11 protein-coding genes are annotated in these 14585 nt (G+C 72.5%); 10 read left to right on the top strand and 1 reads right to left on the bottom strand.

Features of this window, described 5'->3' with window-relative positions; genetic code table 11:
* Window positions 1-15: 15 nt before the first annotated feature.
* The 4 genes from AB0M29_RS23760 (at window position 16) to AB0M29_RS23745 (ending at window position 4608) form a co-directional block, all read left to right on the top strand.
* Window positions 16-1038 carry a LacI family DNA-binding transcriptional regulator gene (locus tag AB0M29_RS23760; protein ID WP_365385695.1) on the top strand — a complete coding sequence of 341 codons (1023 nt, stop codon included), beginning with the start codon at window positions 16-18 and terminating at the stop codon, window positions 1036-1038.
* Window positions 1039-1150: 112 nt separating this feature from the next.
* Entirely contained in the window at window positions 1151-2362 is a 1212-nt protein-coding gene (locus tag AB0M29_RS23755; protein ID WP_365385693.1) for a trypsin-like peptidase domain-containing protein, read from the top strand.
* Between the two features lie 120 nt (window positions 2363-2482).
* A complete protein-coding gene (locus AB0M29_RS23750) occupies window positions 2483-3229 on the top strand; it encodes a response regulator transcription factor (protein ID WP_365385690.1) in 747 nt (248 codons plus the stop codon).
* A complete protein-coding gene (locus tag AB0M29_RS23745) occupies window positions 3226-4608 on the top strand; it encodes a HAMP domain-containing sensor histidine kinase (RefSeq protein ID WP_365385689.1) in 1383 nt (460 codons plus the stop codon). Before AB0M29_RS23750 ends, AB0M29_RS23745 begins: the two co-directional genes overlap by 4 nt.
* A gap of 3 nt (window positions 4609-4611) precedes the next feature.
* Here AB0M29_RS23745 and AB0M29_RS23740 read toward each other — a convergent pair whose 3' ends face one another.
* Window positions 4612-6378 carry a bifunctional metallophosphatase/5'-nucleotidase gene (locus AB0M29_RS23740; protein ID WP_365385687.1) on the bottom strand — a complete coding sequence of 589 codons (1767 nt, stop codon included), beginning with the start codon at window positions 6376-6378 and terminating at the stop codon, window positions 4612-4614.
* A 238-nt stretch (window positions 6379-6616) separates the two neighbouring features.
* On the opposite strand from AB0M29_RS23740, the gene AB0M29_RS23735 reads away from it, so the two are divergent.
* The 6 genes from AB0M29_RS23735 to pstS all read left to right on the top strand — a co-directional run bounded on the left by AB0M29_RS23735 (window position 6617) and on the right by pstS (window position 14462).
* On the top strand, window positions 6617-7813 hold the full coding sequence (locus AB0M29_RS23735; protein ID WP_365385685.1) for an MFS transporter: 1197 nt from the start codon (window positions 6617-6619) through the stop codon (window positions 7811-7813).
* Window positions 7810-8775, top strand: a complete 966-nt coding sequence (gene mshD, locus AB0M29_RS23730; protein WP_365385684.1) for a mycothiol synthase — start codon at window positions 7810-7812, stop codon at window positions 8773-8775. Before AB0M29_RS23735 ends, mshD begins: the two co-directional genes overlap by 4 nt.
* A gap of 330 nt (window positions 8776-9105) precedes the next feature.
* Window positions 9106-11334, top strand: a complete 2229-nt coding sequence (locus AB0M29_RS23725; protein WP_365385681.1) for an RNA degradosome polyphosphate kinase — start codon at window positions 9106-9108, stop codon at window positions 11332-11334.
* A 91-nt stretch (window positions 11335-11425) separates the two neighbouring features.
* Window positions 11426-12619, top strand: coding sequence for a CHAD domain-containing protein (locus AB0M29_RS23720; protein WP_365385928.1), 1194 nt, complete (start codon window positions 11426-11428; stop codon window positions 12617-12619).
* On the top strand, window positions 12616-13068 hold the full coding sequence (locus tag AB0M29_RS23715) for an NUDIX hydrolase (protein WP_365385680.1): 453 nt from the start codon (window positions 12616-12618) through the stop codon (window positions 13066-13068). Before AB0M29_RS23720 ends, AB0M29_RS23715 begins: the two co-directional genes overlap by 4 nt.
* Window positions 13069-13313: 245 nt before the next feature.
* Window positions 13314-14462: a phosphate ABC transporter substrate-binding protein PstS gene (gene pstS / locus AB0M29_RS23710; RefSeq protein WP_365385677.1), complete on the top strand. Its 1149-nt coding sequence runs from the start codon at window positions 13314-13316 to the stop codon at window positions 14460-14462.
* The last annotated feature ends 123 nt before the right edge of the window (window positions 14463-14585 follow it).

Raw genomic sequence — 14585 nt, 5'->3', positions numbered from 1 at the left:
CGTAGACTGCGCGACGTGCCCAAGGTGACGCGTGACGACGTGGCCAGGCTGGCGGGGACCTCCACCGCGGTCGTCAGCTACGTCATCAACAACGGACCCCGGCCGGTAGCCCCGGCCACCCGCGAGCGCGTGCTCGCGGCCATCAAGCAGCTCGGCTACCGCCCGGACCGTGTGGCCCAGGCGATGGCGAGCCGCCGTACCGACCTGATCGGCCTGATCGTGCCGGACGCGCGCCAGCCCTTCTTCGCGGAGATGGCGCACGCGGTCGAACAGGCCGCGTCCGACCGCGGAAAGATGGTGCTGGTCGGCAACTCCGACTACCTCGACGAGCGCGAGGTGCACTATCTGCGGGCGTTCCTCGGGATGCGTGTCTCCGGGCTGATCCTGATCAGCCAGGGCCCCAGCCAGAACGCGGCGGCCGAGATCGAGGCGTGGGACGCGCGGGTGGTGCTGCTGCACGAGCGGCCCGAGGCGATCGACGACGTCGCGGTGGTCACCGACGACATCGGCGGCGCGCAGCTCGCCACCCGGCACCTGCTGGAGCACGGCCACGCGTATGTGGCCTGTCTCGGCGGCACCGAGATCACTCCGGTGACGGGAGACCCCGTCACCGACCATGTCGTCGGGTGGCGGCGCGCCATGCAGGAGTCCGGGCGGTCCACGGAGGGCCGCCTTTTCCAGGCCCCGTACAACCGCTACGACGCCTACCAGGTCGCGCTCGGGCTGCTGGCGGGCCCGGACCGGCCGCCGGCCATCTTCTGCGCCACCGACGACCAGGCGATCGGCGTGCTGCGGGCCGCCCGCGAGCTGCGGATCGACGTCCCCGGCGAGCTGGCGGTCGCGGGCTTCGACGACGTCAAGGAGGCGGCGCTGGCGGACCCGCCGCTGACCACCGTCGCCTCCGACCGGCAGGCGATGGCGCGGGCGGCGGTGGACGCGGTGCTCGACGACTCGCTGCGGGTGCCGGGCGCGCACCGGCAGCGGCTGCGCCAGTTCCCGTCCCGCCTTGTCGTACGGGGCTCCTGCGGCTGCCACTGAGCGCGGGGCCCGGCCCGAAGTCGATCTTCCTTACATCGGGCATACCTACTTCTGTCGGGCTTCTCAGCGTGTGCTCAGGAACCTCTCATAATCCGGGCTCACAGTCGGTGTCATGACCGAGAGCAGCCGCAACGGCGAACCCCAGAACTCGCACGACCCGCAGCCTCCGTTCTACTCCGGTCCGCCCCCGCGGCCGGAGGCCCCGTACAGCTCCCCGTCCGCCGAGTCCGCGCAGGACGCCCCGTCCGGACGGATCCCGGACTTCGACGCGCCCTCCGCCGCCTACCCGCCGCCGCCCCCGCACGAGCCGGGGTACGCGGCGGTCGGCGCTCCGGCGGGCGGACTCGCCGAACCGGCCGCCGAGGGGCGCAGGCGCGCCAAGCGGCCGGTCGCCCTGGTCGCCGCCGTGGCGCTGGCGGCCGGTGTGATCGGCGGCGGCGCCGGCGCGCTGATCGGCAACGCCACCCACGACTCCGGCGGCAGCACCGCGGCGAGCGCGGTCAACGCCAGCGTGGTCAACGGCAGCATCGCGAGCGTGGCCAAGGCGGTCAGCCCCAGCGTGGTGGAGATCAACGCGACCTCCAACGTCGGCAAGTCCACCGGCGCGGGCGTCATCGTCACCAGCGACGGCGAGATCGTCACCAACAACCACGTCATCGCGGGCGCGAACTCCGTCTCCGTCAGCTACAGCAACGGCAAGAAGGCCACCGCCTCGGTGGTCGGCACCGACCCGGCCAAGGACCTGGCGCTGATCAAGGTCTCCGGTGCCAGCGGCCTGCCCGCCGCCTCCCTCGGCAACTCCTCCAACGTCGCCGTCGGCGACCAGGTGGTGGCGATCGGCTCCCCCGAGGGCCTGACCGGCACCGTCACCAGCGGCATCGTGTCCTCGCTCAACCGCGACGTGACCGTCTCCACCGACGAGAGCCAGGGCCAGCAGGGCGGCGGGGGCGGCGGCCGGTGGCCGTTCTCCTTCGGCGGCAACCAGTACAACGGCGACACCGGCAACTCCACCACCACGTACAAGGCGATCCAGACCGACGCCTCGCTCAACCCCGGCAACTCCGGCGGCGCCCTGATCAACATGAGCGGCCAGATCATCGGCATCAACTCCGCGATGTTCTCCGACGCCTCCTCCGGCGGCCAGGGCGGCTCCAGCAGCGCCGGCAGCGTGGGCCTGGGCTTCGCCATCCCGATCAACACCGTGAAGTCCGACCTCGCCCACCTGCGGGCGGGCGGCTCCGGCGACAACAGCAGCTCGAACAACAACAGCGGCAGCTCCAACAACAGCAACGACGGCGGTGGCGACGGCAGCTTCTTCAACTGAGCCGCCCCACCCCCCGGCCTCCCCCGCAGCGCCCCGCACGCCCGCCGCCGTGCGACGCTGAGGGGGACCGTCCGTCCCGTCCTTCCCGCGTCCGACACCAGCAGCGAGGTACCCGACACCATGAGCCCCGGCGAGAGCGGCGAGGCGCCCGCTCGCATCCTGATCGTGGACGACGAGCCCGCCGTACGCGAGGCACTGCGGCGCACGCTGGCCTTCGAGGGGTACGACACCGCGCTCGCCGCCGACGGGATCGCCGCGCTGGAGCAGACCGAGGTCTACCGCCCCGACGCGATCGTGCTCGACGTGCTGATGCCCCGGATGGACGGCCTCACCACGGCCCGGCGGCTGCGCGCCACCGGGGTCACCACGCCGATCCTCATGCTGACCGCCCGCGACACCGTGGGCGACCGCGTCACCGGGCTCGACGCGGGCGCCGACGACTACCTGGTCAAGCCGTTCGAGCTGGACGAGCTGCTGGCCAGGCTGCGGGCGCTGCTGCGCCGCAGCTCGTACGCCACCGGGGCGCACAGCGGCACCGACGAGCACGCGCTGACCTTCGCCGACCTGCGGATGGACACCACGACCCGCGAGGTCACCCGCGCCGGGCAGCCGGTCGAGCTGACCCGCACCGAGTACACCCTGCTGGAGCTCTTCCTCACCCACCCCCGCCAGGTCCTCACCCGCGAGCAGATCCTCAAGTCCGTCTGGGGCTTCGACTTCGAGCCGTCCTCCAACTCCCTGGACGTCTACGTCATGTACCTGCGCCGCAAGACGGAGGCCGGCGCCATGCCTCGCCTGGTCCACACCGTACGGGGGGTGGGGTATGTGCTGCGCGCCCCGGAGGGCGTCCCCGGCGGCTCCGCATGAGGTCGCTCGCCCTGCGTTCCCGGCTCACGCTGCTGACTGCCGCGGCGGTGGCGGTGGCGGTGGCGGCGGTCTCGTTCTCGTGCTGGATCCTCACCCGGAACCAGCTCATCAGCCAGGTCGACTCGTCGCTGAACGCGGCGCGTCCCCTGCCGGGGCAGATGGCCCGCTTCGCCCAGACGTGTTCCGCGATGCCCCAGGGCCAGTTGGGGCCGAGCTACTTCACCGTCCAGCTCCTGGCGACGAATGGTGCGGTGTGCACGATCGAGGGCAGGTCACCGGTCCCCGCCACCTCCGACGACCTGGCCGTGGTGAACGGGCAGCGGCCAGAGAGCGTGCACAACGCCAGGGCCAAGGACGGCACGCACATGCGCGTCCTCACCTACCGCGACCACGACGGGCCCGTCGTTTTCACGGGCTCGGTCGCCCGGCCGCTGACCGAGGTGGACCACAGCCTGCGGAACCTCGCCTGGATCCTCCTCGCCGTCGCCGGCGTAGGCGTCGTCGGCGCCGCGTCAGCGGGACTGTGGATCGCGCGGACCGGGTTGCGGCCGGTGGACCGGCTGACGGAGACGGTGGAGCACATCGCGCGGACCGAGGATCTGAACGTGCGGATCCCCGTCGAGGGCGAGGACGAGATCGCGCGGCTGAGCGAGTCGTTCAACGCGATGACGACCGCGCTGGCGTCGTCGAGGGACCGCCAGCAGCAGCTCATCGCGGACGCGGGCCACGAACTGCGCACCCCGCTGACGTCGTTGCGTACGAACATCGAGCTGCTGGAGCGCAGTGAGGCGACCGGCCGGGCGATCCCGCCGGAGGACCGCAGGGCGCTGCTGGCGTCGGTGAAGGCGCAGATGACGGAGCTGGCGGCGCTCATCGGCGACCTCCAGGAGCTGTCGCGGCCGGACGCCGTGCACACCACGGAAGTGGTGGCGCTGCACGAGATCGCGCGGACGGCGCTCGACCGGGCCAGGCTGCGCGGCCCGGACCTGAAGATCACGGCGGAGCTGGCGCCCTGGTATGTGCGGGGCGAACCGGCCGCGTTGGAGCGGGCGATCGTCAACCTGCTGGACAACGCGGTGAAGTTCAGCCCGGCGGGCGGCGCGATCGACGTGCGGCTGCGCGGCGGGTATCTGACCGTACGGGACCGGGGGCCCGGTATCCCGGCCGAGGAACTGCCGCATGTCTTCGAGCGGTTCTGGCGCTCGCCGTCGGCCCGCAGCATGCCGGGCAGCGGGCTCGGGCTGTCGATCGTGGCGCGCACGGTGGAGCAGTCGGGCGGCGAGGTCGGGCTGGCCCCGGCGCCGGGGGGCGGCACGCTCGCCACCCTCCGGCTGCCGGGGACGCCGACCGCGCCGCCCGGGCAGGCGCCCGCGATCTGACGGCTACTGGATGACCGTCACCCGGTTCGCGGCGGGCGGCGCGAGCGGCGCCGCGGCCGTGGAGTGGGCGGTCAGGTAGGACGCGAAGGCGCCCAGGTCGTCCCCGCCGACCACCGGGTTGGTGCCCTGGCCGAGTGCGGGGAAGCCGTCGCCGCCGCCCGCGAGGAAGTTGTTCTCCGCGACGCGGTAGGTCGCGGCCGGGTCGATCGGCGTGCCGTTGAGCTTCACGGAACCGGCCACCACCCGGTCGGCGCCGGTCTTGGTGAGGTCGAGGGTGTAAGTGAGCCCGGCGGAGATCTGCAGGATCTTCGGCGCGGCCGCGTTGGGGCCGCTGACCTGCTGCTGGAGGGCGGCGATCACCTGTGCGCCGGTGAGGTTCACCAGGTTCACGGTGTTGCTGAACGGCTGTACGGCGAAGCCCTCGGCGTATGTGACGACGCCGTTGCCCTCGCTGCCGGACTGCGCGTAGACCAGGTCGGTACGGATGCCGCCGGGGTTCATGAAGGCGAGCTGGGTCGTGGGGTCGAGCGACTTGCCGTACTCCAGCTGCGCGTCGGCGATGAGGTCGCCCAGCGGCGTCTCGTTGGCGCCGGGGCGGCCGATGTCGGCGCTGATGTAGCCGATGGTGCGGTTGGCGATCGGGGCGGCCAGCGTGTTCCAGCGGTCGATGAGCGAGGTCATGTCGGCGGCCTTCGGCTGGACGCGGTCCACCACGTGGTTGGCGGCCGTGACCGAGCTGCGCACGATGTCGTGGGTGCGCCGGTCGTACTTCATGTCCAGCTCGGTGTAGAGCCGCCCGAAGGACGAGGCGCTGGTGACCAGCCGCGGGTGGCCCGCCGGGTCCGGGATGGTGCAGACGTAGCTGTTGTGGGTGTGGCCGGTGACGAGGGCGTCGACGTCCGGGGAGATCTTCTTGGCGATGTCGACGATCGGGCCCGAGATGCCGGTGCCGGGGCCGCCCGCGTCGCAGTTGTAGTTGTAGTTCCCGGAGACGGGGAAGCCGCCTTCGTGGATCAGCGCGACGACCGCGTTGACGCCCTGGCGCTTGAGGATCTTGGTGTACTTGTTGACCGTCTCGGCCTCGTCGAGGAACTTCAGGCCCTTCACGCCCGACGCGGTGACGATGTCGGGGGTGCCCTTGAGGGTGACGCCGATGAAGCCGACCCGTACGCCCTTGACGTTCTTGACCGTGTACGGGGCGAGCAGCGGGCGGCCGGTCTTCTCGCTGACCACGTTGGCGGACAGGATCGGGTAGTCGGCGCCGGGGAAGGTCTGCCCGGGCTGGTAGCAGCCGTCGACCGGGTGGCAGCCGCCGTTCTGCATCCGCAGCAGCTCGTCCTTGCCCTCGTCGAACTCGTGGTTGCCCACGCTGGTGACGTCCAGGCCGAGCTTGTTCATCGCCTCGACGGTCGGCTCGTCGTGGAAGAGGCCGGAGAGCAGCGGGCTCGCCCCGATGAGGTCGCCCGCGGCGACCGTCAGCGACCGGTCGTGGCCTTTGCGGGCGGTACGCAGGCTGGAGGCCAGGTACTCCACGCCGCCCGCGTCGATGGTCTTCGTGGTGCCGTCCGCCTCCAGCTCGGTGACGCGGCCCGAGGAGCCGGCCGGCGGCTGCAGATTGCCGTGGAAGTCGTTGAGCGCCAGCAGCTGCAGGTCGACCGTCGGGTCGGGGCGCGGATGCCCCTGATGTGCCACGGCGGGCCCGGCAGCGGCGAACACGCCCACCGCGGCGAGCCCGGCGGCGGCCGCGGTGATTCTTCGTACCAGAGACATGGGTGGTCCCCCCTGAGTCAACTGCGAGTCAAGTACGGGTCATGCGCTCGGCAGCATAGAGTCAACGCGCGTAGCGCGGCACCTACTTCGCCATGAAGTCCTGATGACGCCGACCTGACCATCCGCCCGGAGGGCCGGGCACCCGGAGGTGGCGTCTCAGCATACGGAAAGAACTGTCTCGTATGCCGAGCGCGGCGAATACTTGGTGGAGCCACTCGACTGGGGAGGTGCCGCCGTCGTGCGTCGCTGGATGATGTTGGGGCTGGGGACCGCCGCGCAGACCGCGGCGTGTGCGTTCGTGTACGGGATTCCGTATCTGGCCGAGGAGTTGCGGCGGCAGGAGGGGCTGACGCTGACGCAGGTCGGGGCGCTGGTGGCGTGCCCGACGGCCGGGCTGGTGCTCGCGCTGTACGCCTGGGGGGCCGCCGCCGACCGGTTCGGCGAGCGGGTGGTGATCGCGCTGGGGCTGGGCACCGCCGCCGGGGCGCTGGCCGGGGCCGCCTGGGGCGCGCACGGGATGGTCGCCCTCGGGCTGCTGCTGGTGGTGGCGGGCGCCGCGGGCGCCTCCGTCTACTCGGCCAGCGGCCGCCTGGTGATGGGCTGGTTCGACGCCCGGCAGCGCGGCCTGGCGATGGGCATCCGGCAGACCTCCACCCCGCTGGGGATGGGCCTGGCCGCGCTGGCCATGCCCCCGCTGTCCGGCGCGCACGGCCTGCCCGGCGCCTTCGGCTTCCTGGCCGTGCTCTGCGGGCTGATCGCCGTACTGATCGCCGTCTTCGCCGCCGACCCCGCCCGCCCGGAAGCCAGGACGGCCGAGCCCGCGCCGAACCCGTACCGCGGCTCACGGCTGCTGTGGCGGATCCACGGCTCGGCCGCGCTGCTGGTGATCCCGCAGTTCACCGCCGGGGCCTTCGCGCTGGTGCTGCTGGTGGACGTACGGGGCTGGACGCCCGTCCACGCGGGCCAGTTGATCGCGGGCGGCCAGGCGCTGGGCGCCGTCTCCCGCATCCTGGTCGGCCGCTGGTCGGACCGGGTCGGCAACCGGCTGCGGCCGATGCGGCAGCTCGCCGTCGTCACCGCGGCCGTGGTCGCCGCCACCGCGCTGGCCACCGCCTACCCCTCCCCGCTCACCCCGGCCCTGCTGGTGGCCGCCATCGCCATCACCTCCAGCACCAACGGCCTGTCCTTCACCTCCACCGCCGAGCACGCGGGCCCCGCCTGGTCCGGGCGCGCCCTGGGCGTCCACAACACCGGCCAGAACCTGACCGCCGCCGTCGTGCCGCCGCTCATGGCCGCCTTCATCTCGGCCACCGCCTACTGGCCGGGCTTCGCCCTCGCCGCGGCCCTCACCTGCGTCTCCGCCGTCATCGTCCCGGTGCCGCGCACCCTGGCGGAGCCGTCGGCCGAGGAGCGGCCCCGTACGATCGCGGCATGAACGACGCGCGGATCGAGGCCCTGACCGAACTGCCCGCGGACACCGCCCAGGCGGTGCTCGACCTGATCGAGGAGGCGGCGGCGGAGGACGGCCAACCCGCGGTCTCGGAACAGGGGCGGCTGCACGTCCGGCGGGGCGCCCGCCAGGGCGTACGGCATCTGCTGGTGTACGCGCCCGGCAGCGACACGGTCGGGGTGCACAGCGCCGCGGAGCTGGCCGACGACGCCGACGAGATCCTCGTCGGCTACGGGCAGATCGACGGCACCGACCCGGTCGAGGCGCCCTCGGCGGAGCTGGTCGTGCACCCCGGGCACCGCTCGCGCGGCCACGGCAGGACACTCGGCGAGGCGCTGCTCGCCGCGACCGGCAAGCGGCTGCGGGTGTGGGCGCACGGCGGCCACCCCGCCGCCCGCCACCTCGCCGTACAGCTCGGCCTCAAGCTCTTCCGCGAGCTGCAGCAGCTGCGCCGCCCGCTGACCTCCGGCGCCGGCCAGGACCTGCCGGAGCCGCGGCTGCCGGACGGCGTCACGGTCCGCACCTTCGTCCCCGGCGAGGACGACCGCGCCTGGCTGGCGGTGAACGCGGCGGCCTTCGCCCACCACCCCGAGCAGGGTGGCCTCACTCAGCGTGACCTCGACGACCGCGAGGCGGAGCCGTGGTTCGACCCCGAGGGCTTCTTCCTGGCGTTCCGGGGCGCCGACCTCGTCGGATTCCACTGGACCAAGGTGCACCCGGTGGCCGAGATCGGCGAGGTGTACGTCCTCGGCGTCGCCCCCGCCGAGCAGGGCAGCGGTCTCGGCCGGGCCCTGACCGCGATCGGTCTGCGCCATCTCGCCGAGGACCGGGGCCTGCCCACGGCCATGCTCTATGTGGACGCCGACAACGCCGCGGCCGTCGCCGTCTACCACCGGATCGGTTTCACCCTGCACGAGACCGACCTGATGTACCGCACGGAGAACTGACCCCGGCCGGCCTGCGGACGGGGGCCCGGCGGGCACCTTCGGGAAATCCGCCGGACGTCGGCCGGGCACCCGCCCGGCACCGCCCGGGCACCGCTCGCCGCGCGTTCTGGAAGTGCCGCGCTTGCCTTACGGCAATGCTCTCGTTACCGGTGATTCAACCTCGCTTGCGAGCATCGCAGCATGCAGCCCGCTGCCCGCACCCCCTCACACCCGCCCGACCTGCCGGAACCCACGGGTTCACGGGACAATGGAGCGACGGCTGGAAACCGCCTCGCACAGGCCGCCGGCCCCGTGAACCACGTGCCGGACCCGGAGGAGGGCTCGCATCCCATGGCCCAGACGAATCACCCCAGCGTTCCCGTTCAGCCCCAGCAGTCCCTTGCCGGAGGGTCCACCAGCGAGCCCTCGGCCACCTTCCGGCCGCGTGTGGTGCCCGATATCGACGAGCAGCCCGGCCTGGAGGCCGCGAGCGAGGAATTCGGCGCCGAGCTGCCCCAGGGCCGCTTCCTGGACCGGGAGCGGAGCTGGCTGGCCTTCAACGAGCGGGTGCTGGAGCTGGCCGAGGATCCGGCCACCCCGCTACTCGAACGGGCTAACTTCCTCGCGATATTCGCCAGCAACCTGGACGAGTTCTTCATGGTCCGGGTCGCCGGCCTCAAGCGCCGTATGGCCACCGGCGTCGCGATGCGCTCCGCGTCCGGCCTCCAGCCGCGTGACGTGCTCGACCTGATCCTGACCAGGTCGCGCGAGCTGATGGCCCGGCACGCCGCCTGCTTCCAGAACGACGTCGGCCCGCAGCTCGCCGAGGAGGGCATCCACGTCATCCGCTGGGCCGAGCTGACCGAGAAGGAGCAGGCCCGGCTCTTCACCCTGTTCCGGCAGCAGATCTTCCCGGTGCTCACCCCGCTGGCCGTCGACCCCGCGCACCCCTTCCCGTACATCTCCGGGCTCTCGCTCAACCTGGCCGTGGTCGTCCGCAATCCGGTCTCCGGCCACGAGCACTTCGCCCGGGTGAAGGTGCCGCCGATCCTGTCGCGCTTCCTGGAGGCGGGCCCGCAGCGGTACGTCCCCCTGGAGGACGTCATCGCCGCGCACCTGGAGGAGCTGTTCCCCGGCATGGAGGTGCTCGACCACCACATGTTCCGGGTGACCCGCAACGAGGACCTGGAGGTCGAGGAGGACGACGCGGAGAACCTGCTCCAGGCGCTGGAGAAGGAACTCATGCGGCGCCGCTTCGGCCCGCCGGTGCGGCTGGAGGTCGAGGAGTCGATCGCCCCGCGGGTGCTCGACCTGCTCGTCCACGAGCTGAAGATGAAGCACAGCGAGGTGTACCCGCTGCCGGGTCCGCTCGACCTGACCGGCCTGTTCGCGATCGCCCGGCTCGACCGTCCCGAGCTGAAGTTCCCGAGCTTCGTCGCGGGCACCCACCGCGACCTGGCCGAGGTCGAGTCGGCGCACCCCGCCGACATCTTCGCGGCGCTGCGCGAGCGCGACGTGCTGCTGCACCACCCGTACGACTCCTTCTCCACCTCGGTGCAGGCGTTCCTCGACCAGGCCGCCGCCGACCCGGACGTACTGGCGATCAAGCAGACGCTGTACCGCACCTCCGGCGACTCCCCGATCGTGGACGCCCTGATCGACGCGGCCGAGGCGGGCAAGCAGGTCCTGGTGCTGGTCGAGATCAAGGCGCGCTTCGACGAGCAGGCCAACATCAAGTGGGCCCGCAAGCTGGAGGAGGCGGGCTGCCATGTCGTCTACGGCCTGGTCGGGCTCAAGACGCACTGCAAGCTGTCGCTGGTGGTCCGCCAGGAGGGCGAGACCCTGCGCCGCTACAGCCATGTCGGCACCGGCAACTACCACCCGAAGACGGCCCGGCTCTACGAGGACCTCGGGCTGCTGACCGCCGACCCGCAGGTGGGCGCCGACCTGTCGCACCTGTTCAACCGGCTGTCCGGCTACTCGCGCCGCGAGGTCTACAACCGGCTGCTGGTCGCCCCGCGCAGTCTGCGTGACGGGCTGGTCTCCCGGATCCTGGCGGAGATAGGTCACCACCGCGCCGGCAAGCCCGCGTACGTACGGCTCAAGGTCAACTCCATCGTCGACGAGGCGCTGATCGACGCGCTCTACCGGGCCTCGCAGGCCGGGGTGCCCGTGGACATCTGGGTACGCGGGATCTGCGCGGTACGGCCCGGCGTCGCCGGGCTGTCGGAGAACATCAGGGTCCGCAGCGTTCTGGGACGCTTCCTCGAACACTCCCGGGTGTTCGCGTTCGGCAACGGCGGCGAGCCCGAAGTGTGGCTCGGCAGCGCCGACATGATGCACCGTAACCTCGACCGCCGCATCGAGGCGCTGGTCCGGGTCGCCGACCCGGCCCACCGCGCCACCCTCAACCGCCTGCTGGAGACCGGGATGTCGGACACGACGTCCTCCTGGCACCTGGCGGCCGACGGGAACTGGACGCGCCACAGCACCGACGCCGACGGCCGGCCGCTGCGCAATGTCCAGGAGATGCTCATCGACGCCCGGAGGCGCCGGCGTGGCCCCACAGCAGCTACCTGACAGCCCCCTCCTGCGCCCCGCCGCGGGAACCCCCCCGAACTCGCGGACGGCCGCGGCGCCCGCACCGGCGCCGTCCGGGACCACGGCGGCGCTGGAGAACGGTCTCGCCGCCGAGGCCGCCGAGGCGGCCACCGCCGGGGAGGCGCTGGCCCACTACCTGCACGGGCAGGCGACCGTCTTCCTGCGGGCGCTCGGGATGCGGAGCGAGCACGAGGCGGAGGCCGACGACCTGCTGCGCTCCAGCGCGCGGCGGATCAGCGGCGCGCTGCTGGTCTACGCGCCGCTGGCCGACGCCGCCTGGGCGGACCCGCTGCGCGCGGAGCTGGCCTGGCTGTCGGCGACGCTCTCCCGCGAACCGCAGTACACCGGGCGGCTGCACCGCCTGCTGGAGGCACTGCACCGGCTGTCGACGACGGGCGATCCGGCCGCGCCGGACCCGGTGACGACGGCGGACCCGGCCCAGGCCGCACCGGACACCGAGACGCAGTCCGCGCCGCGGTCCGGGGCGAACACCCCCGCGGCCGCCGGGCAGTCGTCGCGGTCCGGGGCGACACCGTCCGAGCCGCTGTCCGCGGCCACCGCCCAGTCGTCGCCACAGACCGCGCCCGCGGCGCTGCCGTCACCGCCGCCCGGCAGCGGGCCGCTGGCGCTGGGCGCCGCGCGGGCCGGAGCGCTCCTGGACCGGCAGCTCACCCTTGCCAGGACCCGGGCGCACTCGGCGACGCTGCAGGCGATGGGCTCGTCGCGGTTCCACGCGCTGGCCGACGCCATCGCGGTGCTCGCCTCCGAGGTGCCGCTGAGCCCGGCGGCGGCCGGGCCCGCCGCGACCGTACTGCCGCCGCTCGCCGCGCAGGCGTCGCAGCGGCTGGCCGACGCCGCGGCCGCGCTGCCGCTGCTGCGGGCGGCGCACCCGTACAACGCGGAGGCGGTGCAGGCGGCGCTGGGCGCCGAGCTGACCGCCGACCTCCAGGACGCGCCCTGGCACCAGGTGCGCGTGCTGCTGCGGCTGGCGCGGTACGCGGCCGAGGTCGTGCCGCCCGGGCAGGCCGACAGCGACGAGGGGCCGCGGTACGCCGAGGCCGCGCGGCTGCTGGCACGGCACCGGGAGGCGGCCGAGTCCGCCGCCGCGGTCGCCACCGCCGCCCGCACCCCGCGGATAGCGCCCGCGACGGCGTACGCCCTGGGTGTCCTCCACGCCGACCAGCGGCACGAGGTCGAGGCCGCCCGCTTCGCCTTCTCCCGGCTCTGGCAGCCGGCCGCACTCCCGGGGGCGCGCCGCGAATGAGCCGCGACGGCGACAGGAACACTCACGACGGTACGGACGGCACGCCGCCGCCGGTCCGGGCGGCGGGCGTCGTGCTCTGGCGGACCTCGCCGCACGACGAGGGTGTCGAGGTCGCGCTGGTGCACCGGCCGCGCTACGACGACTGGAGCCTGCCCAAGGGCAAGCTGAAGCGCGGCGAGGAGTTCGCCGCGGCGGCGGTGCGCGAGACCCGCGAGGAGACCGGTCTCGACTGCGAGCTGGGGGTCCCGCTGCCCGCCACGCACTATCTGGTGGACGGCCGCCCCAAGGAAGTCAGATATTGGACGGCCAAGGCCCGTTTGGGTAGCTTTGTCCCCAATGACGAAGTCGACCGGATGATCTGGCTGCCGCCGGCGGCAGCCAGAAGCCGGCTCACCCACGACCACGACCGGCCATTGGTGGACGCCCTACTGCGTGTCCTCACCGCCTGAGCACGGCTCCGGCCAGGATGTTTCCTGAGCCACGCACATCACTCCGTGCTCATGGCACAACGCCTTCCGCACACGGCACCAGGCTGATAGGCGAGGTTCACCTCGCGTTCACTCTCTTCCGTTGGTCGCTTTACCTGTTCTGCCTAATTTCGGCCGTACCGGTGGGCAACTTACTGCCGGGTGGATGCAGATCCCATAACCCTCTGCTTCGCCGTCCACACCGGCGGGCTCTCGGAAGGAACACAGTGAAGCTTCAGCGTAAGAGCGGGCTGCGCGCCCTGACCGTCGGCGCGGTCGCTATTACCGGCGCGCTGGTCCTGACCGCCTGCGGTTCGGACAACAACAACGACTCGTCGACCACGCCGAGCGGCCAGCCCAGCTCGAGCGGCAGCACCAACGCGGGTGCCATCTCCTGCGCGAAGGGCCAGATCCTGGCCTCCGGTTCCAGCGCCCAGCAGAACGCCATCGAGGCGTGGGTGAAGAACTACCAGCAGGCGTGCGCCGGCGCGACGGTCAACTACAAGGCGTCCTCCTCCGGTGAGGGCATCGTCGACTTCAACCAGGGCACGGACGCCTTCGCGGGCTCCGACTCCCCGCTGAAGCCCGCCGAGGTCGCGTCCTCGAAGCAGGTCTGCAAGGGCGGCACCGGCATCAGCATCCCGATGGTCGGCGGCCCGATCGCGATCGGCTACAACCTGCCGGGCGTCAGCAACCTGGTTCTCGACGCGCCCACCCTGGCGAAGATCTTCAACTCGAAGATCACCACCTGGAACGACGAGGCCATCAAGAAGCTCAACCCGGGCGTCACCCTGCCGAGCACCAAGATCCAGACCGTGCACCGCCAGGACGAGTCCGGCACCACGGACAACCTGACCAAGTACCTCAAGGGCGCCGCTCCGGCCGACTGGCCGTACGAGCACGCCAAGGCGTGGATGGGCAAGGGCGGCCAGGCCGCTGCCAAGTCGGCCGGTGTCTCCGCGCTGGTGAAGCAGACCGAGGGCTCGATCGGCTACTTCGAGCTGTCCTACGCGACCGCCAGCTCCATCCCGACGGTCAAGATCGCCACCGGCGCCTCCGCCCCGGTCGAGGCCACCTCGCAGAACGCGTCGGCCGGTATCGCCGCCGCCAAGGTCGTCGGCACCGGTGCCGACCTCTCGCTCGACCTGGGCGCCGCGTACACCACCAAGGCGGACAACGCGTACCCGATCGTCCTGGTCACGTACGAGATCGCCTGCGACAAGGGCAACAAGGCCGACACCCTGCCGCTGACGAAGTCCTTCCTGACCTACATCGCCAGCGAGAACGGCCAGGCGCAGCTCCCCAACGCCGGCTACGCCCCGCTGCCGACCGAGATCGCCACGAAGGTCCGCTCCACCATCTCCGCCCTTTCCTGATCGAAGCGGCGGGGCCCCCCGCGCCCCCCCCCAGGCCCCGGGCGCCCCCCCCACCCCGGGCCCCCCCCCCCCGGGGCCCCCCCCCCCCCCCAGAACCCGGAGAACACGCAATACAACCCCCCC

The sequence above is a fragment of the Streptomyces sp. NPDC051976 genome (assembly GCF_040680795.1).
GTDB lineage: Bacteria > Actinomycetota > Actinomycetes > Streptomycetales > Streptomycetaceae > Actinacidiphila.
Note: the sequence above shows the minus strand (reverse complement) of the source record. Positions and strands in the feature narration are given on the sequence as shown.